Annotated in this window: 24 protein-coding genes; 14 read left to right on the top strand and 10 right to left on the bottom strand. The window is 39.6% G+C overall.

Annotation, left to right across the window (positions count from 1 at the left end; translation table 11 throughout):
- The first annotated feature begins 127 nt into the window (after positions 1 to 127).
- Positions 128 to 1,579 (top strand): Gfo/Idh/MocA family oxidoreductase, encoded by a 1,452-nt coding sequence (locus tag AY601_RS18215; RefSeq protein ID WP_198163552.1) that lies wholly within the window; start codon positions 128 to 130, stop codon positions 1,577 to 1,579.
- A gap of 66 nt (positions 1,580 to 1,645) precedes the next feature.
- Here the strand turns inward: AY601_RS18215 and AY601_RS18210 are convergent, their stop codons facing one another.
- Positions 1,646 to 2,089, bottom strand: a complete 444-nt coding sequence (locus tag AY601_RS18210) for a PepSY-like domain-containing protein (RefSeq protein WP_068403666.1) — start codon at positions 2,087 to 2,089, stop codon at positions 1,646 to 1,648.
- A gap of 188 nt (positions 2,090 to 2,277) precedes the next feature.
- Here AY601_RS18210 and uvrA point away from each other — a divergent pair, with 188 nt between their 5' ends.
- Together uvrA and AY601_RS18200 are read left to right on the top strand one after the other, a co-directional pair.
- Positions 2,278 to 5,121: an excinuclease ABC subunit UvrA gene (uvrA, locus tag AY601_RS18205; RefSeq protein ID WP_068403664.1), complete on the top strand. Its 2,844-nt coding sequence runs from the start codon at positions 2,278 to 2,280 to the stop codon at positions 5,119 to 5,121.
- A 12-nt stretch (positions 5,122 to 5,133) separates the two neighbouring features.
- Positions 5,134 to 6,630 carry an NAD(P)H-hydrate dehydratase gene (locus tag AY601_RS18200; protein WP_232324623.1) on the top strand — a complete coding sequence of 499 codons (1,497 nt, stop codon included), beginning with the start codon at positions 5,134 to 5,136 and terminating at the stop codon, positions 6,628 to 6,630.
- Here the strand turns inward: AY601_RS18200 and AY601_RS18195 are convergent.
- The 3 genes from AY601_RS18195 to lipA form a co-directional block, all read right to left on the bottom strand.
- A complete protein-coding gene (locus AY601_RS18195; RefSeq protein ID WP_068403662.1) occupies positions 6,623 to 7,501 on the bottom strand; it encodes an anti-sigma factor in 879 nt (292 codons plus the stop codon). The two genes, AY601_RS18200 and AY601_RS18195, sit on opposite strands and share 8 nt — an antisense overlap.
- A 1-nt stretch (position 7,502) precedes the next feature.
- Positions 7,503 to 8,054: an RNA polymerase sigma factor gene (locus AY601_RS18190; protein ID WP_068403660.1), complete on the bottom strand. Its 552-nt coding sequence runs from the start codon at positions 8,052 to 8,054 to the stop codon at positions 7,503 to 7,505.
- Between the two features lie 67 nt (positions 8,055 to 8,121).
- Positions 8,122 to 9,000: a lipoyl synthase gene (gene lipA, locus AY601_RS18185; protein ID WP_068403659.1), complete on the bottom strand. Its 879-nt coding sequence runs from the start codon at positions 8,998 to 9,000 to the stop codon at positions 8,122 to 8,124.
- 199 nt (positions 9,001 to 9,199) lie between these two features.
- On the opposite strand from lipA, the gene AY601_RS18180 reads away from it, so the two are divergent.
- Positions 9,200 to 9,604: an OsmC family protein gene (locus tag AY601_RS18180; protein ID WP_068403657.1), complete on the top strand. Its 405-nt coding sequence runs from the start codon at positions 9,200 to 9,202 to the stop codon at positions 9,602 to 9,604.
- On the opposite strand, the gene ytxJ is transcribed toward AY601_RS18180, so the two are convergent.
- The 3 genes from ytxJ to AY601_RS18165 all read right to left on the bottom strand — a co-directional run bounded on the left by ytxJ (position 9,594) and on the right by AY601_RS18165 (position 11,373).
- Entirely contained in the window at positions 9,594 to 9,926 is a 333-nt protein-coding gene (ytxJ, locus tag AY601_RS18175; protein ID WP_068403655.1) for a bacillithiol system redox-active protein YtxJ, read from the bottom strand. The genes AY601_RS18180 and ytxJ overlap by 11 nt on opposite strands.
- A 210-nt stretch (positions 9,927 to 10,136) precedes the next feature.
- Positions 10,137 to 10,628, bottom strand: coding sequence for a 6,7-dimethyl-8-ribityllumazine synthase (ribH, locus tag AY601_RS18170; protein WP_068403653.1), 492 nt, complete (start codon positions 10,626 to 10,628; stop codon positions 10,137 to 10,139).
- Positions 10,629 to 10,701: 73 nt separating this feature from the next.
- Entirely contained in the window at positions 10,702 to 11,373 is a 672-nt protein-coding gene (locus AY601_RS18165) for a tetratricopeptide repeat protein (RefSeq protein ID WP_068403651.1), read from the bottom strand.
- Positions 11,374 to 11,572: 199 nt separating this feature from the next.
- On the opposite strand from AY601_RS18165, the gene recF reads away from it, so the two are divergent.
- Together recF and AY601_RS18150 are read left to right on the top strand one after the other, a co-directional pair.
- On the top strand, positions 11,573 to 12,676 hold the full coding sequence (recF, locus tag AY601_RS18155) for a DNA replication/repair protein RecF (protein ID WP_068403647.1): 1,104 nt from the start codon (positions 11,573 to 11,575) through the stop codon (positions 12,674 to 12,676).
- Complete coding sequence (locus AY601_RS18150) at positions 12,669 to 12,959, top strand: DUF721 domain-containing protein (RefSeq protein ID WP_041880746.1); 291 nt, start codon at positions 12,669 to 12,671, stop codon at positions 12,957 to 12,959. The genes recF and AY601_RS18150 overlap by 8 nt, the downstream gene beginning before the upstream one ends.
- 3 nt (positions 12,960 to 12,962) lie before the next feature.
- On the opposite strand, the gene AY601_RS18145 is transcribed toward AY601_RS18150, so the two are convergent.
- The 3 genes from AY601_RS18145 to AY601_RS18135 all read right to left on the bottom strand — a co-directional run bounded on the left by AY601_RS18145 (position 12,963) and on the right by AY601_RS18135 (position 14,429).
- Positions 12,963 to 13,148, bottom strand: coding sequence for a hypothetical protein (locus AY601_RS18145; protein ID WP_068403645.1), 186 nt, complete (start codon positions 13,146 to 13,148; stop codon positions 12,963 to 12,965).
- A 56-nt stretch (positions 13,149 to 13,204) separates the two neighbouring features.
- Complete coding sequence (locus AY601_RS18140) at positions 13,205 to 13,927, bottom strand: FKBP-type peptidyl-prolyl cis-trans isomerase (protein ID WP_068403643.1); 723 nt, start codon at positions 13,925 to 13,927, stop codon at positions 13,205 to 13,207.
- A gap of 82 nt (positions 13,928 to 14,009) precedes the next feature.
- Positions 14,010 to 14,429 (bottom strand): nucleoside-diphosphate kinase, encoded by a 420-nt coding sequence (locus AY601_RS18135; protein WP_068403641.1) that lies wholly within the window; start codon positions 14,427 to 14,429, stop codon positions 14,010 to 14,012.
- A 149-nt stretch (positions 14,430 to 14,578) separates the two neighbouring features.
- Here AY601_RS18135 and AY601_RS18130 point away from each other — a divergent pair, with 149 nt between their 5' ends.
- The 8 genes from AY601_RS18130 to AY601_RS18095 all read left to right on the top strand — a co-directional run bounded on the left by AY601_RS18130 (position 14,579) and on the right by AY601_RS18095 (position 23,596).
- Positions 14,579 to 15,589 carry a DHH family phosphoesterase gene (locus AY601_RS18130; RefSeq protein ID WP_068403639.1) on the top strand — a complete coding sequence of 337 codons (1,011 nt, stop codon included), beginning with the start codon at positions 14,579 to 14,581 and terminating at the stop codon, positions 15,587 to 15,589.
- Positions 15,590 to 15,755: 166 nt separating this feature from the next.
- On the top strand, positions 15,756 to 16,748 hold the full coding sequence (locus AY601_RS18125) for an FKBP-type peptidyl-prolyl cis-trans isomerase (protein WP_068403637.1): 993 nt from the start codon (positions 15,756 to 15,758) through the stop codon (positions 16,746 to 16,748).
- 70 nt (positions 16,749 to 16,818) lie between these two features.
- A complete protein-coding gene (locus AY601_RS18120) occupies positions 16,819 to 17,586 on the top strand; it encodes a TatD family hydrolase (protein ID WP_068403635.1) in 768 nt (255 codons plus the stop codon).
- 6 nt (positions 17,587 to 17,592) lie between these two features.
- The gene (locus AY601_RS18115) at positions 17,593 to 18,609 is read left to right on the top strand and encodes an asparaginase (protein WP_068403633.1); all 1,017 of its coding nucleotides are present in this window, start codon (positions 17,593 to 17,595) and stop codon (positions 18,607 to 18,609) included.
- Positions 18,610 to 18,628: 19 nt separating this feature from the next.
- Positions 18,629 to 20,044 (top strand): MBL fold metallo-hydrolase, encoded by a 1,416-nt coding sequence (locus AY601_RS18110; protein WP_068403631.1) that lies wholly within the window; start codon positions 18,629 to 18,631, stop codon positions 20,042 to 20,044.
- Positions 20,045 to 20,051: 7 nt separating this feature from the next.
- Entirely contained in the window at positions 20,052 to 21,020 is a 969-nt protein-coding gene (locus tag AY601_RS18105; RefSeq protein WP_068403629.1) for a YpdA family putative bacillithiol disulfide reductase, read from the top strand.
- Between the two features lie 80 nt (positions 21,021 to 21,100).
- The gene (locus AY601_RS18100) at positions 21,101 to 22,072 is read left to right on the top strand and encodes a polyprenyl synthetase family protein (protein WP_068403627.1); all 972 of its coding nucleotides are present in this window, start codon (positions 21,101 to 21,103) and stop codon (positions 22,070 to 22,072) included.
- Positions 22,073 to 22,144: 72 nt separating this feature from the next.
- Entirely contained in the window at positions 22,145 to 23,596 is a 1,452-nt protein-coding gene (locus tag AY601_RS18095) for a M20/M25/M40 family metallo-hydrolase (RefSeq protein ID WP_068403624.1), read from the top strand.
- Positions 23,597 to 23,798 lie beyond the last annotated feature (202 nt).

Below are 23,798 nucleotides of genomic sequence, written 5' to 3'. Positions count from 1 at the left end.
TAGCGATTTGGCTACCTGGAAAATTTCTTCTTGCGGGTTACGATTCGTTTACTTTATTTTAATTTAGAAAGGATATTAGTATAATTGAAAACTTATATATTTAGTGAGTTTAAAAAATATGCTCCTGATGAAATTTATTACACGAATAATTTTAGTGGGTATCGGTCCCCATTCAAAACGCGTATATCTCCCTGCACTTACTCAGCTGAAGCAAAAATTCGAAGTCGAAATTTCACTCGCAATTGATGTTAAACCAGAAGCTGCAAAGATTACACATTACTTTGAAAAACATGATTATCAAATCAAGACTCTATTTATTGATCCATTTACAGGACAATTACCAGAAGCTTTAAGGGCTGATCTAAATCAATTTGTTGAAGAGAATAATATAAATGCAGTAATTATTGCCACTGAACCATCAGTTCATCATGCCTATGCAGCATGGGCATTGAGCTTAAAATTGCATATCCTGATGGATAAGCCTGTCAGTACCAGGGAAAATGCAGTTTCAGATCCTGCACAGGCCAATGGGATACTTGATGATTATCAGCAGTTGCTACAGCTTTATAATGACTTTCAACAAGAAAAATCTACTATTTTTTCCATCAATGTGCAGCGCAGATATCACCCTGGTTTCCAGTATGTCATGGAAAGGATCAAGGAGGTGGGGGCAGCGACCAATTGCCCGGTAACAGCAATTCATTCCAGTCATAGCGATGGGCAGTGGCGTTTGCCCACAGAAATAGTACTGCAAGATTATCATTCCTATAATAAAGGCCATGGAAAGATGTCGCATAGTGGGTATCATATATTTGATATTGTCAGCCAGTTTTATGATGCTTCTGCAATAGCGGAGAAAACTCCGGATGACATGGAAGTAATCAGTTCTTTAGTTTTGCCTGAGGGATTTATCAAACAACTCAATGAGCAGGATTATGAAACTTACTTTAAAGGTGATTATAAGCAGGTGAAAATATACGATGACGCGCAGTTGGTGAATATATTTGAAGATTACGGAGAAATTGACGCAACGGTACTGGTACGTCTGTTAAAAGATGGGGTGAACATGGCAAATATTACTATTAATCTATTGCACAACAGCTTTAGCAGAAGAGATTGGGTAATTCCCGGGGCAGATCTTTATAAAGGGAATGGAAGGGTAAAACATGAATATCATAATATTCAGCAAGGCCCTTTTCAAAATATCCAGATTCACTCTTATCAGGCAAAAGATAAACACCAGCATAACAACAAGAAAGATTATAAAGTTGGTGGGAATAATCATTTTGATATCTATATCTTCCGGAATATAGGAATGCTGGGAGGAAAACATCCTTTAGAAGTGATTACCATGAAAGACCTGTCAGCGCTGCATAAATTTGACGACTCCAAGTTGTTAACCGAACAAGCCAAAACAGCTGTAATTGCAGAATTTCTGGGTTTCATCCAGGGGGATCTGGATAAAAAAGATTTAAAATCAAATATTGACAGCCATTTGAATAGTGTGAAAATGATGTCGGCAGCTTACCTTTCGCATATTCAGCAGAAGGCAGCCGGAAATCTTGTGGCGAATATTTAGTCCTGTTTTTCATGAACGAAAAAGCCATTGAATATTTTTCAATGGCTCTAGTTCTTTATTCCGGTCTTAGTCGGCAACTTCTTTGATAAACTTACCATCAGCGCTGTACCAGACATTGACGTCTGGCGTACCTTCAATGTCAATCTTGTAAGTGATTTTACCGCCGGTATTAATCCAGTCCACATCATCAATTCGTCCTTTAGGATACTTGATCCGGATACTTTTTGCTATTGCGGCCGGAAGTTGCGAATTGGGAATATCTTTTTCAACAGATATTGTTTTACCCAAAGCATTGTAAGTTGCTTTATGATCCACTTTTCCCAAATCAAACTTTGCTTCATAGTTGGAGCCTTTCATTTTCCAATCTATATCAGTTGCTTTTGGGTAAGCCTTAATGAAAACTGTTTTCACTGCATCCGGAACATCTTTTTTAGGGATATCCTGAGCTTTACTACTGGCCATTCCCCCAATCAGGAAGAATAATGCCAAAATTGTGCTTTTGTAATTCATATTTAAAGTAACATTAACGTCAAATAATTGTTTGCTATTAAGGAACCCTTTTAATTTGAAAAGAACAGGGATTTCAAGGTTTACAATAAATAAAACGCGATAGGCTATTCAAAGAAAAATGGGTACTTTTGTGGCTGCAAATTTGCTTTCTTTATTTCAAAGATTTCAATCGCATTTTTTAAATATATATGAGCAAAAATACCATCGATCTGGGTGAACAAAAAGATGTTGAAGTATACGGTGCAAGGGTTCACAACCTTAAAAACATAGATATTTCTTTTCCGCGTAACCAACTGGTTGTGATAACTGGTTTAAGTGGCAGTGGTAAATCATCACTGGCATTTGATACAATTTATGCCGAAGGACAACGTCGCTACATGGAAACTTTCAGCGCCTATTCCCGTCAATTTATGGGAGGCATGGAAAGACCTGATGTAGATAAAGTATCAGGGCTGAGTCCTGTAATTGCCATTGAACAGAAAACTACCAGTAAGAATCCAAGATCAACTGTGGGTACGATCACAGAAATCTATGATTTCATGCGTCTGCTGTACGCCCGTACTGCCGATGCCTTCTCTTACAATACAGGGGAGAAAATGGAAAGGATGAGTGAGGATCAGATTCTGAATAATATTTACAATAAATATGAGGGCATTGCGGTTAATATCCTCGCGCCTGTAGTTAAAGGCCGGAAAGGACATTATCGTGAGTTATTCGAACAAATCCGTAAACAAGGATATGTTAAAGTCCGTATTGATGGAGAAATACAGGATATGGCTCCAAAAATGCAGGTTGACAGGTACAAAATCCACGATATAGAGATTGTTGTAGACCGGTTGCTGGTAGACAGGAAAGATCATAAACGATTAATCGATTCTGTTCAGACGGCTATGCGTGTGGGCAAAGGAATTATTAAAATCAGCGATAAGGAGAATAATGTTTCTCATTTTAGCAAGTTTCTGATGTGCCCTACTACAGGGATTTCTTATGATGAACCACAGCCAAACAGCTTTTCTTTCAATTCACCTTATGGAGCTTGTGAAAGATGTGATGGTTTAGGTTATATCTTCGTGGTAGACAGAGAATCGGTGATGCCTAATCCTAAATTAAGTATCATGAGCGGTGGATTGGCCCCATTGGGTGAATACCGTGATATCTGGATGTTCCAGGTGATTAAAGCACTGGCCAAAAAATACAATTTCTCTCTTTCCACTCCAATTGAGAAATTAGGAGAAGAAAACATAAATATTCTGTTGAATGGTAGCCCTGACTTACTGTCGGTAGCTGTTGAATATAACAAGTGGAATGTGCAGAACTATCAGATTACGTTTGATGGGATTATAAAATTACTGGAAGAACAGAATGAGAAAAAAGGAGAGGGGGCTGTTGATGATATGGAAACGTTCCGTAAACTTAAAACCTGTCCTTCTTGTAATGGCGCAAGGCTGAAAAAAGAAAGTCTTCACTTTAAAGTAGACGGCAAGAATATCTTTGAACTGGCAGAAATGGACATTAATAGCCTTAAAGGTTGGTTTAATGATTTGGAAAGCCGTTTAAATGAAAGACAAAATACAATTGCTAAAGAAATCCTGAAAGAAATCAGAACCAGACTGGGCTTTTTGACCGATGTGGGATTAAATTATCTGTCGTTGGACAGAACAGCAAGAACCCTGTCAGGAGGTGAAGCACAAAGGATCCGCCTGGCTACACAAATCGGCTCACAATTGATGAATGTCATGTATATTCTGGATGAACCAAGTATCGGACTTCACCAGCGTGATAATGAACGTTTAATTGGTGCACTGAAAAATCTGCGTGACCTTGGAAATACGGTATTGGTTGTGGAACATGATAAAGACATGATCCTGGAAGCCGATTACGTTATTGACGTTGGTCCGGCGGCAGGTTTACGCGGAGGACAGATTGTTGCCCAGGGAACACCAAAAGAGATTTTGAAATCAGGAACGCTGACTGCGGCCTATCTGAATGGAAAGAAAGAAATCACTGTTCCTGCTAAAAGAAGAAAAGGAAACGGACATAAATTATCTATCATTAAAGCCACTGGTCATAACCTGAAGGAAGTTTCTGTAGACTTTCCGTTAGGAAAATTTATTGCAGTTACCGGGGTTTCCGGGAGTGGTAAGTCAAGTTTGATCACGGAGACTTTATATCCAATATTAAACCATTATTTCTTCAGAGCGAAAAAACATCCTTTACCTTATGAAAAGATCAATGGGATTAAGGAAATAGATAAAGTTATTGAAATTGATCAGGCGCCGATTGGCAGAACACCAAGATCAAATCCATCTACTTATACCGGGGTTTTCTCTGATATCAGGAACTTGTATGTGCAATTACCAGAAGCCAAAATACGAGGTTATAAACCTGGTCGTTTCTCTTTCAATGTAAAAGGCGGAAGATGTGAAACCTGTCAGGGTGCCGGAATGAAGGTTATCGAAATGAATTTCCTGCCTGATGTGCACGTGCCTTGTGAAGAATGCGGCGGCAGAAGATACAACAGAGAAACACTGGAAGTACGTTACCGTGGTAAGTCGATTAGTGATGTGCTGGATATGAGTATTGAAGATGCTTGTGCATTCTTTGAGAACATGCCAGTGATTTACCGTAAGATAAAGACTTTAAAGGACGTTGGTTTAGGTTATATCACTTTAGGACAATCTTCCACTACCTTATCAGGCGGAGAGGCACAGCGGGTTAAGTTGGCTACTGAATTATCCAAAAAGGATACCGGGAAAACTTTTTATATCCTGGATGAGCCGACAACCGGCCTTCACTTTGAAGATATCAATGTATTGCTGGGCGTATTAAATGAGTTGGTAGATAAAGGAAATACCGTATTAGTCATTGAACATAACCTGGACGTAGTCAAAGTGGCCGACTGGGTAATTGATTTGGGAGAAGAAGGCGGTGCTGGTGGTGGAAGAATCATTTTTGAAGGTACACCCGAAGGTCTGATCCAAAATCCAATCAGTCTGACAGGAAAGTTCCTGAAAAAAGAAATGAAACACTAACCTATACATGACATGCAGAAGCTAATCAATCAGCAGCAGATGCGTTCGGCAGACGTATTTACAATTAAGAATCTGGATATATCTTCCATAGAATTGATGGAAACTGCCTCTATGGCATTTGTAAATGAGTTTGTGCAGGAAATAAAGGCTATAGAAACCCCTGTCAATATTTTATGCGGTAAGGGTAATAATGGCGCAGATGGATTAGCTATTGCAAGAATACTGCAGGATAAAGGATATAGCTCAGTTGCAGTTTACCTGATTGATTTTTCTGAGAAGGAAACTGCAGAATATCAAACGAACCTCAACCGGTTAAAGGATTTGTGGTTTCCTTTAACCACGGTTAAAACTTTAGAAGATCTTAAAAACATGAAAGACGGGGTCATTATTGATGCCGTTTTAGGGTCGGGCTTAAACAAGCCTTTGAGTGGTGCTTATGCAGAACTCGCTACATTTATCAACAGCTTAAACCTCCAGGTAATTGCAGTTGATATCCCTACTGGGTTTCCTGCAGAAGGTGTAATTGCAAAAACTGACCACTTTATTAAAGCAGATCTGGTCATCTGTTTTCAGCGGCCAAAAATCAACTTCTTTTTCCCTGAATCGGCAGCGGCCTTAAACCGTTTCCGTGTAGTGTCAATTGGTCTGGATGAAGAATTTATCGAAAAGCAAGCTTCTCCTTATCAGCTTTTGGAACAGCATGATATCAAAGACCTGATTCAACCCCGTAAACCTTTTACCCATAAAGGAACTTATGGGCATGCCCTGATCATTGCTGGCCAAAAGGAAACTATGGGCGCAGCAATTCTTGCCGCCAAGGGATGTTTGTATGGTGGAGCAGGTTTAACAACGCTTTCCATTCCTGAAAGTGGTTTGACGGCGTTAAATACAACGCTTCCTGAAGTGATGTATCTCGACCGGAAAGAACTCACAAGTACAGCATCCGTATTGGATAAATTCAAAATCATCGCTATTGGGCCAGGTTTGGGCACAGATGCTGCCATTATTGAACTGTTGAAAAGTCTGTTGATGTTAAAACGTCCCCTGATCATTGATGCAGATGCGCTGCATCTTTTAGGAAATGACGAAAGCTTAATGAAGCAATTGACCGAAGGTTCTGTTTTAACCCCTCATATGAAGGAATTTGATCACCTTTTCGGTGCGCATGAATCCTGGTGGGCACGTTTAGAAACTGCAAGAGAAAAAGCTGTGGAATTAAAATGTGTGATCGTACTTAAAAATCAGTATACTTTTATAATTGATCAGCAGGGAAAAGTTAGGATTAATCCAACTGGTAATCCTGCAATGGGACAAGGGGGGATGGGAGACGTATTGACGGGCTTAATTGCCTCACTCGCTGCACAAGGTTATAAAGCTATTGAAGCAGCTTATGCGGCTTGTTTTATACATGGAACGTCTGGAGATCTACTTGCTGTGACCAGGGTTTCTGTCAAAGCATCAGCAGTTGCTGAACACCTTCCTGAAGTGGTAAAAGGATTAACTAGATAGAGACGCCGCCCATAGCAATCATCTTTTCCATAGTCGGGCTTGGACTGCCACCACGTTTTTCAAGCGTAACAGCAAAAGCCTGTGCATGGCCAACCTCTTTCATTGTCAGTAATAATTTCCCAGGTCCTGATTTGGCATCAAATACACCCAGATCTACTGGTTTACCATCTACCATAGCCCATAACTGATATTGGTGTGCAGCATCATTTTGAGGAAGAGCCATTTTAGTATTATCTACCATGACATGCTGTCCCTTTTTATGCCAGTAAACCATCATGTTCGCTTGCGGAGAGATTTTTGTTCCTGCAAGCTTTACCGATGTCCAGGCTGGGTCTGCAGAAATTGCTGCAATTTCCTGTAAATCTTTGTTTTCATCTTTCATGAAACTTACAGTGCTTGCAAACTTTTGTTTGTCAATATTCATCGCAATGATCTGCTGATTGGCAATAGTTAACTTATCGTGCGTCGCATAAAGTGCAGCCACACTCACAACTAATAGTCCAACACAGGCCACTAATGAATATCTTAATGTTCTGATGGTCGAAGCTGCATGATCTGCTACTAAAGGAATGATTTTAGCTTCGTGACTTGGTGCCGGAGTTTCCTTTGGAACAGGTACTTCATGAAAAGGCACCACATCATCAGGTATGCCTAATTTTTCGAATATTTGTTTATCCAGTCCTTTAGTCGGTTCAATAGCATGTTTAACCGCATATTGTTCCATAGCAATTTCAATAGCGGTAATCTCCTCTTTTATCGCAGGATACTTTGCCGCCATTTCCTCTGCTTCACGTTGTTCCTGAGCATTGAGATGCCCGAGAACGTAAAGTTCAAGTATGCCTGTTTCGATATATGCTTTTGCGTCTTCCACTTTAATTAAAATGCTTTCTTAATTCCATAATAGCCATCCTGATCCGGGTTTTAACCGTACCTAATGGTAAATTCAGTTCTTCTGCTGCCTCTACATGGGTATAACCTTTAAAATAAACCATGTCTAATACACTATTAAATTCTGGTTTAAGTGCAGTAACCATGTCTTTGATTCCCAATGTATCTGCGTTGAAAGTTACCTTTCTTTGCAGGTCAATGAAATCTACGTTATTTTCAAGGTCTTGGTTTTTACTGGCATTTTTAAAGTCCTTGGATCTTATTTTATCTATTGCCAGATTACGGGCAATATTAATCATCCAGGTAAATAAACGGCCTTTGCTACTGTCGTAACCTGCTGCCGAATGCCAGATCTTAATGAAAGTGTCTTGTAATAAATCTTCAGCTATTTCCGAATGTTGTACAATCCTGAAAATTACCCCCAGCAATGCTGCTGAATACATATCATATAAAGCCTGAATAGCGATTGTCTCCTGACCTTTCAGTGCACGCACCAGGTCTTCTTCTGTAAGGGATATTTTTTTATTCGGTGCCAATGTTTGCTAATATACAGAATGTTTAACAAGTTCAAAGGTCTTTTTGTTTGAACTTGTTTGCTACGGATTAAAAATCAAAAAGGTGTTTTTCTGCATGATAAGAAGAACGGACCAACGGACCACTTTCTACATACCTTAAACCTTTTTGCATTCCAATTTCCTTATATTTTGCAAATTGATCAGGATGGATCCAGTCTACAACCGGGTGATGGTTCCGTGTAGGTTGTAAGTACTGGCCTAAAGTCAGGATATGTACCCCATTTGCCACCAAATCATCCATTGCTTCCAATACATCATCCTCAGTTTCCCCTAAGCCAAGCATAATTCCCGTTTTAGTTCTCAAACCGAATTCTGAGATTCTTTTCAGGCACTCCAGACTTCTGTCATACTTTGCCTGAACACGTACTTGTTTCGTTAAACGGCGTACAGTTTCGATGTTATGAGACATCACTTCAGGACGTTCTTCCAATACACGGTAAAGGTTGTCCCAAATACCTCTGAAATCAGGAATAAGCGTTTCTAAAGTTGTCGAAGGGCTTTCTCTGCGGATAGCCTGTAAAGTTTCTGCCCAGATAATAGAGCCGCCATCTTTTAAATCATCGCGGTCTACCGAAGTAATTACGCAATGTTTAACCTGCATTAATTTCACTGAATTTGCAACCCGGTTAGGCTCATCTGTATCCACAGCTTTTGGTCTGCCTGTTGCCACTGCACAAAAAGAGCAGGAGCGGGTACAGATGTTACCAAGGATCATGAATGTTGCCGTGCCTGCACCCCAGCATTCGCCCATGTTCGGACAATTGCCACTTTCACAAATGGTATGTAATTTATGGGTATCTACAAGACTGCGCACCTGCGCATACTCTTTACCTACAGGAAGCTTAACTCTAAGCCAATCTGGTTTACGTTGTACTGGGTTTGCTGAAACAACCGGAAGTTCGATCATGCAGCAAAGTTAAGCAATAGGTTTGAATTGTTATAAACATGGAATGTATGTAAGGTGTAATGTTATGCTTAAAAACGATTAAATTATGACAAACTACGGCAAATACACGTGCTAAGCATATTGATTTCGTAAATAATTTATGTTAATCTTGTAAAGCAGGCTTAACCAGAATTTAAGCTGACCTAAAAAACAACCTGATATGGCAACTTCAAAAATAACTTATAACGGAGGATTGAGAACTACCTCTGTTCACTTACGTTCGGGCAATGAAATCATTACTGATGCACCTGTAGACAATAAAGGTAAAGGAGAGGCGTTTTCACCGACAGACCTGCTAGCTACCTCATTGGGAAACTGTATGATCACTATTGTTGGGATTGCAGCAGCAGAACATGGCTTTAATATTGACGGAGCTACCTGCGAAATCACGAAAATTATGGCAGAAGGCCCTAGAAGAGTAGCTGAAATTATAGCTGTCCTCCAGTTCCCTGCAAATAACTATTCTGATAAAGACAAAAAGATTATTGAAAGGTCTGCAAATACCTGTCCGGTATTTTACAGCCTTCACCCTGACTTAAAGAAAACTATTTCTTTTAATTATTAATCAGTTCGGCTACTTCATCGGCCGAGATATCACTATGAGAGGCATCCAGTACACAATCGCCATCCTTAATCAATAAGATCTGAGGAGACTCATGGTGAACTTGAAATGTTTCAGCTATCTGTGCAGAAATTGCACGATGGCTGATCAGGTCAAGAAAATATAGCTTTGTCCCTTCAGGGATAATGTCCCAGTCCAGTTCAAAACGTTTTTTTGCCATCATACTCACTGAACAACGGGTGCTGTGTTTAAAAATTAAACTATAGCCTTCCTGCGTTTTTATCCCACTGATCTGTTCTGGATCAGTTATGTTCTTCCACTCCATCTAATTTCTATTTTAATTTGTCCGGCTTACTTTCTCCGGTTGCCTTTTGGATACGAACTGTATGCCGGGCAGATACGGTTAGAGCAAGACTCTAAAACTGTTATTGCAAAGAATACTCCCAGTAACACTATTGCTAATTTCTTCATGAGCGTAGATTTTGATTATTCTTTCGCTAATCTACACTATTCCAGAAAAAAAAGCAATTCCTTATTATGCTGTATGCAAGAAATGAGCCATTTTTATTGCTGTGAAAGCAGCCTCATCACCTTTGTTACCGTGCTTGCCACCAGATCTGTCTAAAGCTTGTTGTAAATCATTGGTTGTCAATACACCAAAAATAACTGGTTTACTATATTTAATCCCTACCTGAGTGATCCCGTTACCTATCGCATCACAGATGAAATCAAAATGTCTGGTCTCTCCCTGTATTACACAGCCAAGGCAGATTACTGCATCAAGATCTGCATGTTTCTTCAACAGGATCTCTGCTGCGCCAGTCAATTCAAAACTTCCCGGAACAGCTAAAGAAATAATATTCTCTTCTTTAACGCCATGTTTTAAAAGTGTTTCTAAAGCACCTTTATACAAGCTGCCAGTTACTTCTGCATTCCATTCAGCAACTGCAATAGCGATTTTATAAGCTGCGCCATCAGGAACAGTAGTATGAGAAAAGTCAGATAGATTTTTTAATTGTGATGCCATGGTGCAAATGTAAGTATTAAAACAAAAAAAAGGCCCGCATAAAATGCAGGCCTTTGTCAAAAATTTTTAAATTTTATTTTCCTTGTGCAGCAGTAACACGCGCAATGTACTCATCAATCATGGTAGCTTCCTGACTTGCAGGGAACTCATTTTTGATTTTGTTGTAGGCGTCTTCTGCATTTTTATAGTCTTTTTGTGATTCGTAAACTAATCCTAGTTTTTTAAGGAACAATGGAGAAGTAAACTTGTTACTTGATTTGTCAGCTGCTTTCTTGTAATAAGTGATTGCCTGGCTGTAATCTTTCAGCTCACTGTAAGCATCACCTAACATTCCTAATGCCAGTGGATCCGCAACAGGACTTCCTGTTTCTGAATATTTGCCTAGAACTTCAGTTGCTTTTTTGTATTCCCCCTTACGTAAATAAATCCCACCAAGGTAAAGATTTGCTAAGTTCGCTGATTTAGTATTGTTATATTCTTCAGCGATTTTTTCAAATCCAGGATAACCTGCATCTCCGGTGATCGCTTTATTGGCCAGAGAATCTACCCCAACATATTGTTCTGCTTTGTACATTTTTGCAGAAGCCTCTTCAGCTCTGTCCTTTAAATATACATTCTGATACCAAAAGTATATGATCACTAATACGATTACCGCTGCGGCAATGAATAAAAGGCTTTTAGAGTTTTCCTCTAAGAATGAACCTTTTCTAACGTTATGATTTACTTCTTTTTCTGTTGTGGACATTTTATTTAAAAAAATTAAGGATTGCAAAAATACATTTTTCGGTTAAAGTATCAACCTCTTTTTCAGTATTTAAATAAAAATTTTCATCATAACTGTTTTTCGAACTTCCTGAATTAGATGTGAATAGGATAATGATGAAACAAATCTGTAGATCAGCTTCTTTTAACAAAGCTAAACGGTAACTTTGCAATCTCATACTATGTGGTTAAAAAACATTACTCTGCTCAACTTCAAGAATTATTCTGATGCTGATTTACGGTTTTCAAAAACGGTGAACGCATTTATTGGGAATAATGGTGCCGGGAAGACCAATTTACTCGATGCGATCCACTACCTGTGCCTTTGCAAGAGCTATTTCAATCCGATTGATAGTCAGCAGATCAAAACTGCAGAAGAACTTTTTATGATCCAGGGCGATTTCGACCGTCAGGAAAAAAACGAGAAGATCACCTGTGGTGTCAAGAAGAATCAGAAAAAGCAATTTAAGCGGAATAAAAAAGAATACGATAAACTGGCCAGTCATATCGGCCTGTTTCCATTGGTCATGATTTCGCCTTATGATGTCACGATCATTATGGATGGGAGCGAAGAGCGCCGTAAGTTTATGGACAATGTGATCTCTCAGACCGATTCACAATACCTGGACGAACTGATGTTATACAACAGGCATCTGCTTAACAGAAATGCTTTACTAAAGCAGATCGCTACTACACGCCGTTATGACCCAGCTTTGCTTGAAATCTTTAATGAACAGCTGATTGGTTGCGGAGAGAAGATTTTTGCGAAGCGCAAACAATTTATGGTAGATTATATAGAACTGTTTAATAAGTACTATCAATATCTGACAGAAGATGCAGAACAGGTTTGTTTAACTTATCAATCTCAGTTAAATGATACTCCATTTGAAACTTTACTGCTGCAAACTGTAGAAAAAGATAAAGTACTCGAAAGAACAACTACCGGAATCCATAAAGATGATCTGATTTTCACCATCCTTGATATGCCCTTAAAGAAATTTGGCTCACAAGGACAACAGAAATCTTTCCTGATCGCATTAAAACTCGCACAGTATGCTTATGTGGAAAAATATAAAGGCTTCAAACCTTTATTGTTATTAGATGATATTTTTGATAAGCTCGACGAACGCCGGATGCATAAACTGATGGAAATGGTTTCTCACCATGACTTCGGACAGATTTTTATTACCGATACGGGGAAAGAAAGAGTCCTGAATATTTTCGATAAGATCAAAGTTCCCGTAACTTTATTTGAAGTAATAAACGGAGGGATACAACATGCGTAAACCTAATGATATGACCTTGAAAGATGCCATTTCAAAAATGCTGTCTGTCTATAGGTTAAAGGGGAAGTTCGATGAAACAGGCGTAGTGGCCATGTGGCCCGAAATTATGGGAACTGCAATTGGGAACCGGACTACACAAATTTATATTGCGCATAAGAAGTTATTTGTCCGGATAGAATCTTCAGTTATTAAAAATGAGCTCTTAATGGTTAGAACCGGCATCATCCAGAAACTGAATGAACGTGCCGGTTCAGAGGTCATCAATGAAATTGTATTCTTATAGTGATTAGCCTTTACTTCCGCCACCAAATATTTTGCTGACTACCCATATAATAAGGGCAAGCACTACTACAACTACAATTATACCGGACCAGACTCCGGCCTTGAATATCCCCTCTATAAGTTGACAGCTACTTAAAGTTGTCATAACTAAAGCTACTAATGCGAGTGGTAAATATCTTTTAATTTCCATAGTGTGTTAATTTATTTAGTCACAACAAATCGGCTATGAAATGGTTTTTAAAAATATTATTTACCGTTTATTTTTAATAATTCAACTTCAAAAATCAGCATACTGTAGGCAGGAATGTCTTTTCCCATCGCACGTTCACCGTAAGCTAAGTTGTAAGGGATGAAGAATTTATACTTCGCACCCGGAGACATCAATTGTAAACCTTCTGTCCATCCTGGAATTACTCTGTTGACTGCAATCGAAAGCGGTTCTTTTCTATCATAAGAACTGTCAAATTGTTTACCGTCTAGTAAAGTACCTTTATAGTTGACCAGTACATTGTCTGTAGCGGTTGGTTTTGGCCCTTCTCCAGGTGTGATTACAATATATTGTAAGCCACTTGGCGTATTTCTAACATTGATTTGTTTCAGATTGCCTTCCAGAAAGCTTTTTTCTTTGGCTATCTGCGGTGCATATTTTTCCATAGTAATTATTTTAAAAAGGTCTCCAATTGCTTTTTGAGAAGCCTGCTCGTTTAATAAGGGTGTTTGTCCCTGAAAAGCAGCTTTCAAGCCTTTAATCAGTAAATCGTAGTTTAATGTTTTAAGACCATTCGTTTTTAAGCCGGAACCCATAGAAATACCGAAGGCATAACTTGCTGAATCTGCAAGGCTGATCATTTTTGCTGGAGCAACAGCTGATTTTACAGGTGCTTTTTTAGTTGCAGGTTTACGTTTAGTTTGTGCAGTTACCGCATAACCGCAAAAAGGAATCAAAAGGGTAATGATTAATTTCTTCATCTTTAGAATTGGTTCAATGTTGTCGTAACGAAAATAAGCACCCCATAAGAGTGCTTATTTTATAATTTTATTCAGGCAAAAACTAGAAACGTTCAGCAGCAGTGAAGAAGAAATCTCCTTCGATTGCAGCATTCTCATCCGAATCAGATCCGTGAACAGCATTCGCATCGATAGATTTAGCATATTTTTGACGGATAGTACCTTCTGCTGCATCAGCAGGGTTAGTAGCACCGATTAATTTTCTGAAATCTTCAATTGCGTTATCTTTTTCAAGAATAGCAGCTACGATAGGTCCTGAAGACATGAAGCTAACTAAATCACCATAAAATGGACGATCTTTGTGTACTTCATAGAATTTACCAGCAGTTTCAGCTGTTAATTGAGTGTATTTTAAAGCAATGATTTTGAAACCAGCAGCAGTAATGTCATTGATAATTGCTCCGATATGTCCATTTGCAACTGCATCTGGCTTAATCATTGTAAATGTTCTGTTTGTAGTCATCTTTGTATTATTTATTTTGCAAAATTACATTTTCTATAGTTAATATTAAAGCGCTAAATAAAAGAAGGCTTTAGAAAAATGTTCAGGTACATCTGATTAAAATTAAACAGCATCCTATTTATTAAATTATTAGATTTGCAGCGAAAACTATGCTATCCCTTTCCCAACTCAAAACATTGCTGGCAACGCCGCAGAAAATTGTAATTACTACACACCATAAACCTGATGGCGATGCTATGGGCTCTTCTTTGGGCTTATATGCATATTTGATCCAGAAAGGACATCATGTAACCGTAATTACCCCAACAGATTATCCGTATTTCTTACACTGGTTACCCAATAACTCTGATGTAATGATTTATACAGAAGCCAAAGAAGAAGCGGAGCAATTAGTTGCTGATGCTGCATTGGTCTTCTGTCTGGACTTCAATACCCTGAGCCGTATCAACGAGCTGGGAGAAGTAATCAGGAATTCATCTGCCTATAAAATCATGATTGATCATCACCTTGATCCCGAAGATTTTGACGATTACAGACACTGGAGTATCAATGCTTGTGCAGCGGCCCAATTGGTTTATGACTTTATTGTCAATGAACTGAACGATGGTGAAATGATGAACAAAGACATTGCTACCTGTTTATATACTGGTATTATGACCGATTCAGGCTCATTCCGTTTCCCTTCTGCAACTTCTACAGTTTACCGTATTGGTGCTGATCTGATTGATGCAGGTGCAGAGCACTGGCGTATCCATCAATTAGTGTATGACAATGCTACAGAAAACCGTTTGCGTTTTCTGGGGAACTGTCTGACCAATAAACTGGAAATCATCAGAGAATTTAATACTGCTATTATTTCAGTTACTGCCGAAGAACTTAAGCGTTTCAGCATCGTTACTGGTGATACAGAAGGTATTGTAAACTATGCACTATCTATCAATGGAATCAAATTAGCTGCCTTCATCATTGAAAGAACGGATAAAGTTAAATTATCTTTGCGCTCAACAGGTGATTTTCCTGCGAATGAGATTTGTAAGAAGTTTTTCAACGGTGGCGGGCATAGAAATGCAGCAGGCGGGTATTCTGATTTGAACCTGGAAGACACCATTGCACACTTTAAATCTATTTTACCAGAGTATAAAACACAATTATTGCAGTAATTAATTTAAAGTTTGCTTAAACTTGCTTTTTGTAAGCGTCTGTTTAAATTTAGACTCTAAAAGAAAAAACAAACAAATAAAATGGAACGTCAGGCGGAGATTGTATAAATTGCAGGATAGTTGAAACGTACCTCATGAAATTAAAATAAAACACAATAAATCTAAAATGAAAAAAACATTAGTAATTCTTTTTGCCGCTACACTTGGTTTAGCAGCTTGTAACAACTTCAAAAAAGGTCCGGGAGGCCTGATGTACACCATCCACAAGACCGAAGGAAAAGATAAAATCGTTGAAGGTGATATTATCAAAATCAATGCAATTCAGAAAACTGAGAAAGATTCAGTAACCAGCAGTACTTATGATATTCAGCAACCAGCTGTATTCCCTGTATCTAAAAAACAATGGGCAGGAGATATCTCTGACGCTTTAATGTTATTAGCAGAAGGCGATAGTGCTACTTTCAAAATTGACCTGGATTCAATGGCTAAATATTCAAACCAGCCAAAACCAGCCACTCAAAAAGATAAATACATGGTTTTCACTGTGAAGATCGAAAAAGTAATGCATAAAGCTAAAGGTGAAGCTGATTCAACTTTCCAGAAAAAAGCGACTGAGTTTTTCCAGAAAGATTTCCAGGCTACAGTTGCTAAACATAAAGCTGCTGAAGCAGGTAAAATCAAAAACTTTATCGAAGACAATAAATTAAAAGTACAAACTACTGCTTCTGGTTTACAATATGTAATTACAGCTCCTGGTGATGCACAAAGAGCTACACCTACAGATACTTTAATGGTAAATTACACTGGTAAATTACTGACTAAAAAATCTGATGGTAAAGAAAGCGTTTTTGATACAAGTGTCGAAAAAGTAGCTAAAGAATCAGGTAAATTCAATGCAATGGCACAATATGGCCCACGTCCATTTACTATCGGGAGAGCAATTCCAGGATTTGACGAAGGCTTGAAGTTAATTGGTAAAGGTGGAAAGATCACTTTGATCATTCCTTCAAAATTAGCTTACGGTGAAGGTGGAATGCCACAAGGCGGTATTACTCCATTCTCTCCATTGGCTTTTGATGTAGAAATTACTGATATCAAAAAACCTACAGGTGCGCCTGCAGCTGCAGCGCCGGTTATGGCTCCTGCTGCTAAAAAATAATTTTGATTTTAATCAAACGTATAAACCCTGTCCGGTAATCCGGACAGGGTTTTTTTATTAACTTTGTTTTATGTTTTTAACCGATACGCATACACATTTGTATTACGAAACGGAGGAAGAAAAACAGGCGCTGCTTTTTCAGCGCTGTTTCGAAAATAATATAGACCGTTTATTCCTTCCTAATGTTGATATCTCTTCCATCGCAAAGATCGATGACCTGGTGCGGAAGTATCCTGATAACTGTTTTGCAATGGCAGGGCTGCATCCTTGCGAAGTCAAAGAAGGATACAAGGAAGTATTGAAAGAAATTCATCAAAGTATAGCAGGCAGAAAGATTTACGCGATTGGCGAGATCGGTATTGACCTTTACTGGGATAAAACTACCTTAGGTATACAGCAAGATGCTTTCTATGAACAAATCAAATGGGCTAAGGCATTAAAGCTTCCGATTGTGATTCATTGCCGGGAAGCTTTCGATGAAGTCTTTGAAGTACTGGAAGCAGAAAAAGGAGAGGATCTGAGAGGGATTCTTCATTGTTTTACTGGTAACCTGGAACAAGCACAAAGAACAATTGAATTAGGTTTCTATTTAGGGATAGGTGGTGTGGTTACCTATAAAAAGGCTGGTCTGGACGAAGTGCTTTCGCATATTGACCTGGAACACCTGGTACTGGAAACCGATTCGCCATACCTTGCACCGGTACCTTACAGAGGCAAACCGAATGAAAGCAGTTACCTGGTGTACATTGCACAGAAAGTTGCTGACATTTATCATATCCCTGTGGAAAAAGTAGCAGAAGTAACTACAGCTAATTCTATCAAAATATTTAACGTCTAGCTTTACATGACAAAAATTCTCATTATCTATACAGGTGGAACTATCGGTATGGTCAACAACCCGCTGACGGGTTCATTAATTCCTTTTGACTTCGAACAAATCCAGCAGAATGTACCTGAACTGGCCCGTTTGAACTATCATTTGTCGGTACACTCTTTTGATCCCATTCTGGATTCTTCCAATATGGACCCTATTATCTGGGCGGAGCTGGCAAGGATTATTGAAGATACCTATGCGGATTATGATGGATTTGTTGTATTGCATGGCTCTGATACGATGGCTTACACGGCCTCTGCACTGAGCTTTATGCTGAAAAACCTGTCGAAACCAGTCGTGCTGACCGGTTCGCAGCTGCCTATTGGAGAAATCCGGACAGATGCCAAGGAAAACCTGATCACTGCTCTTGAAATTGTCGCCACTAAAAATAACGGGGTAGCAATGGTACCTGAAGTTTGTATTTATTTCGATTACCAATTGTTCCGCGGAAATCGTTCCATCAAATATAATTCAGAGAAATTCGAAGCTTTTCAGTCTCCAAACTATCACATTCTGGCAGAAGCAGGAGTGAGCCTTTCTTTTTATACGAATTATATTCATGATCTTCCACAAGAACCATTAGTGGTGCAGTCAAATTTCAATGCCAATATCGGGGTGCTGAAATTATATCCTGGCATTACCCCGCAAGCTGTTCAGGCGATTACGACATCTTCAGTAGATGCGATCGTGCTGGAAACCTTCGGATCTGGTAATACAACAACCGCACAATGGTTTATTGATAGTTTGCAAGCTGCCATAGACCAAGGTAAACTGATTGTTGATATCTCACAATGTCAGGGTGGGTCAGTGGAGCTTGGAAAGTATGAAACCAGTAAAAAACTACAGCAAATGGGTATTATCAGCGGTTTTGATATGACATTTGAGGCGACCGTAACCAAACTAATGTACTTGATGGGTCAAAATCTTACAAATACTGAAATTGCAAGCCTAATGGAGCAATCTTTGCGCGGTGAGTTAACAGCATAATATAAAAAACATATTCTGGATGAAAATAGAGCAAATTTATACAGGCTGTCTGGCCGAGGCAGCTTATTATATTGAGAGCAATGGTGAGGCGGCAATTATTGATCCTTTAAGGGAAGTTCAACCCTATCTTAAAAAAGCTAAGTTGGCCGGTGCGACCATCAAATATATATTTGAAACACATTTTCATGCTGATTTCGTTTCAGGGCACGTCGATCTTGCCCTGCATTCGGGTGCGAAAATTATTTACGGGCCTACTGCACAAACAACTTTTGACTCCCATATCGCTAAGGACGGGGAAACATTTAAAATCGGGGATTTAACGATCACGACTTTACACACACCAGGCCATACGCCTGAATCTACTACTTATTTGTTAAGTGATAAAGACGGCAAGCCTTACTGTATTTTTACAGGTGATACGCTGTTTATTGGTGATGTTGGCAGACCGGACCTGGTACAAAAAGGGGCACAGACAGCAGAGGAAATGGCTGGCATCTTATATGATTCCCTACAAGCGAAAATTCTTTCTTTACCGGATGACGTACTGGTTTATCCGGCTCATGGTGCCGGTTCTGCCTGTGGTAAACATATGAGTAAAGAAACGTTTGATACTTTAGGACATCAGAAAGAAGTTAATTATGCACTTAAAACTGCTGACCGCGATGATTTCATTCAACAAGTAACGGAAGGTACTTTACCTCCGCCACAATATTTTGCGAAGAACGCAGCTATCAATAAAAATGGTTACGAAAGTTTTGCTCAGGTTAAGGAAAAGGGATTGATCCCGATGGAGCCAGAAGAATTTGAAGCTACGGTAAATCATATGGGTGCATTAATCCTGGACACCAGAGATCCGCAGGATTTTGCCAGTGCTTTCATCCCATCTTCAATTAATATCGGGCTGAACGGGCAGTTTGCCCCCTGGGTAGGCGCATTGATTACTGATTTGAAGCAACCGCTATTACTCATCGTAGAAAAAGGAAAAGCGGAAGAGGCTATTACCCGTTTGGCAAGAGTGGGTTACGACCATACTATTGGTTTTCTCGAAGGCGGAATTGCTGCCTGGGTTGCTGCGGGTAAAGATGTAGAGACTATTGGCTCGGTATCTGTTGCTGAATTTGAAGAGATGATGCATACACATCCGGATTTAAAAGTACTCGATGTCCGTAAGCCCGGAGAATATGAAGCCGGACATTTGGAATGCACGCTGACCCGTCCTCTGGACTATATCAATGACTGGACAAATGAGATCAATCCTTCGGAAACTTATTATATCCACTGTGCAGGAGGTTACCGGTCAATGATCGCTGCTTCCATCCTTAAAGCAAGAGGTGTAGAGAACGTAGTAGATATCAAAGGCGGTTATGCTGCAATCCGTTCAACGGGGCTGAAACGCACAGATAATTCTGCGCCAGCTAAAGAACTTAAATCCTGATTTGTTGATGGAAGAATATGATGTGCTGATCATTGGTGCCGGCCCGATTGGGATGGCTTGTGGGATAGCAGCCCAAAAGGCGGGACTTAAATATATTATTGTAGAAAAGGGTGCACTGGTGAACAGCCTGTACAACTACCCTGTTTTTATGACCTTTTTCTCTACTTCTCAAAAGCTGGAGATTGGAGAAGTGCCATTTGTAAGCATCAACCCTAAGCCAAACCGGAACGAAGCGGTTGAATATTATCGCCGGGTGGCAGAGAAATTTGATTTGCAAATCAATCTTTTTGAAAAGGTAGAGGGAGTGCGTAAAATTGGAAATGGTGAATTTGAGGTTCAGACCTCTAAAAGAGCTTACCGGGCCAAAAATGTGATTATTTCGACAGGTTTTTATGATGTGCCTCTTTTGATGGATATTCCAGGTGAGAATCTGCCTAAGGTTGCACATTACTATAAAGATCCCCATTTATACGCTTTTCAGAATGTTGTAGTTATCGGTGCAAATAATTCTGGTATTGATGCCGCATTGGAAACTTACCGGAAAGGCGCAAAGGTTACTTTGGTTATCCGTGGTGCTGAAATCGGCTCTTATGTGAAATACTGGGTGCGCCCGGATATCGAAAACAGGATTAAAGAAGGAGAAATCAAAGCTTATTTCAATTCAGAAGTGCTTGCGATTACTGAAGATAGTGTGACTATTAAAACTCCTGAAGAAACGATTACGGTGGAGAATGATTGGGTGATTGCGATGACTGGTTACCAGCCTGATTTTGGAATGCTGAAAAAACTAGGTGTAAAGCTGGATGGTGAATACGGTACTGCTCCGGCTTATAATCCTGAAACGATGGAAACGAATTTGCCGGGTTTATACCTTGCAGGAGTAGTTTGCGGGGGTATGGATACGCATAAATGGTTTATTGAGAATTCCAGGGTTCATGCAGAACAGATCTTTCAGCACATTGCTTTAAGACATTAAACGTATTAATTCAATTTTAAAATTTCATTCAAGCAGAATTAACTGAATTTAGTTAAGTTTGCAAATATTTTCAAACCTGAATGCCGGGAATAAATCAGATTAAGAAACCCATAGCCGCAGATATAGCAGTCTTTGAAGAAAAATTCAAGGCCTCCATGCACAGTGATGCTCCATTATTAGATAGGATCACTCACTATATCGTCAAGAGAAAAGGTAAGCAGATCAGACCTATGTTTGTTTTCTTTGCCGCTAAACTTTGCGGAGGGATTATTGAGTCGACACATCGTGGTGCTGCCCTGGTTGAATTATTACACACTGCGACGCTTGTCCATGATGATGTAGTTGATAATGCTTACGAGCGCAGGGGCTTCTTTTCTATCAATGCTTTATGGAAAAATAAGATTGCTGTTTTGGTTGGTGATTATTTGCTGGCCAAAGGGCTTTTGCTTTCTGTGAATAACAATGAGTTCCGTCTTTTGCAAATCGTTTCTGAAGCGGTTAAGCAAATGAGTGAGGGTGAATTATTACAGATTGAGAAAGTGCGGAGAATGGACATCGGGGAAGAGCTTTATTTTGATGTGATCCGTCAGAAGACAGCTTCACTGATTGCATCTTGTTGTGCTTGTGGTGCTGCTTCGGCTGGTGCAGACGATGAGACGATCGAAAAAATGCGTTTATTCGGAGAGAAGGTCGGTATTGCTTTCCAGATCAAGGATGATACGTTTGACTTCGGAACGGACGATGTGGGTAAGCCTTTAGGGATAGATATTAAGGAAAAGAAAGTTACGCTCCCTTTAATTTATGCTTTAAACCGTGCGGATAAGACGGAGAAAAAGAAAATGATCAACCTGGTAAAAAATCACAATGATGAGCCTGCTAAAATACAGCAGATCATTGATTTTGTGAATGAGAAACAGGGGGTGCATTATGCCAATGAGAAAATGGCACAGTATCAGCAGGAAGCGTTTGATATCTTATATACTTTTGAAGAGAGTGAAGCCAGAACAGGCCTTGAACAATTGGTCCGTTATACTACGGAGCGTAAAAAGTAACAATTCCCATACAGTATCTTTTTGTCCTGATATATTTTAATTAAAAGCTTATTTTAATCGAAATATATTTCCATGAAGATACTTTTTTCTCTCTTTTTCGCCGGGCTTGCAGTTTCTGTACATGCTCAGGATAATTTCGGTAAAGCTTTTAGTCAGATTAATGCGGATGTACAGGAACATTCAAAGGCTTATGGCACTTTGAAATCTGCTACAGAAACAATTGGTCACCGTTTAACTGGTTCCGCAAATGGAGCCAAAGCAGAAGCATATGCTTTTAATTTATTTAAATCTTATGGATATGATGTGCGTTATCAGCCTTTCGAGGTAGAGAGCTGGAGCAGGATCAGCAATGAGACTAAAGTAGGGAATGGGGCTGGTTCTTTAAAAGTTGTTCCTTCTGTAGCGTTGGCACATTCTCCGGTTAAGTCTGCTGTTTCGGCAGGTTTAGTTGATTTGGGTAATGGTCTGGAGAGTGATTATGCGAAAGATGCAGGTTTAGTGAAGGGTAAGATTGCCTTGGTTTATCTGGGGGTATTACCGGGATCGCCAGCGGGAACTGCTTCTTTACACCGTTCTGAGAAGACGGCGCTTGCAATTAGCCACGGTGCTGTTGGAATTATTATTATCAACGGTGTTAAAGGTGGAGTGTTATTGACGGGAACAGCTTCGGTAACTGGCAAGTTGATTTCTATTCCTGCGGTTTGTATTGGTCTGGAGGATGGAATGCGTTTAAAGGAGGAGTTGAAGTCCAAACCTCAGTTTGCGAGTTTGACTATGACGAATTTCTCGGGCATGATCAAAGCGAGAAATGTAATTGCGACTTTAAAGGGTGATTCTTTACCAGATGAAAAGATTTTAGTTGGCGGGCACCTGGATAGCTGGGATCTTGCTACGGGTGCAATCGATAATGGAATTGGTTCTTTTGCAGTGATGGATATGGCAAGGTCTTTTAAGGCGCTGAAGTTGAAAACGAAAAGAACTGTAGAGTTTATTTTGTTTATGGGCGAAGAGCAGGGGTTGTTAGGTTCTAAGGCTTATATCGCACAGGCAGAGAAGAAGGGGGATTTAGGAAAGGTGAAGTTTATGCTGAATTATGATATGACAAACGATCCTAAGGGTTTTGCAACGAGCAGGGCAGAGATGAAGGGATTGTTTACAAGCTGGGGTGAAGAGATTGTAAAGATTGATACAGGATTCAAGAATGTTTTTGTTTTTGGGGCGTGGTTGCATAGTGATCATCAGCCGTTTATGTTAGAAGGGATTCCTACGGGTGGTGGTGCTGGTGGGGAACTGCCTAATCATTCCGGACAGTTTTATCATTCTGATGGGGATAGTTTCAAGTTAGTGGACGAGCAGGGTTTAAAGAATACGGTAAGGTTTAGTGCAATGTTAACTTATGGGCTGGCTAATACAGGGGTCCTTCCGGTTGGAAAGCAGTCTGATGAGGATTTGAAGGGGTTTTTGAGAGCGAATAAGTTGGAGGAGCCGCTGAGGATTGCAGGGGAGTGGAAGTGGGATAAATAAGTCGTTCCTCCGAAAAAAAACAACATACCAATGTTTGGCCGACATTGCCGTCGCCCGAAGAGGGCTCGGAACGAATGTCCTCACATTGGTATATTGTTTTTTTTCTGGTATCTCCATATTTGGGGTGGGGTTAGGTAGGGGTAATTATTGCAGGATGGTTAGGTAGGGGTAATTATTGCAGGATGGTTAGGTAGGGATAGTT

Origin of the sequence: Pedobacter cryoconitis (assembly GCF_001590605.1) — a bacterium.
Lineage (GTDB): Bacteria > Bacteroidota > Bacteroidia > Sphingobacteriales > Sphingobacteriaceae > Pedobacter > Pedobacter cryoconitis_A.
Note: the sequence above shows the minus strand (reverse complement) of the source record. Positions and strands in the feature narration are given on the sequence as shown.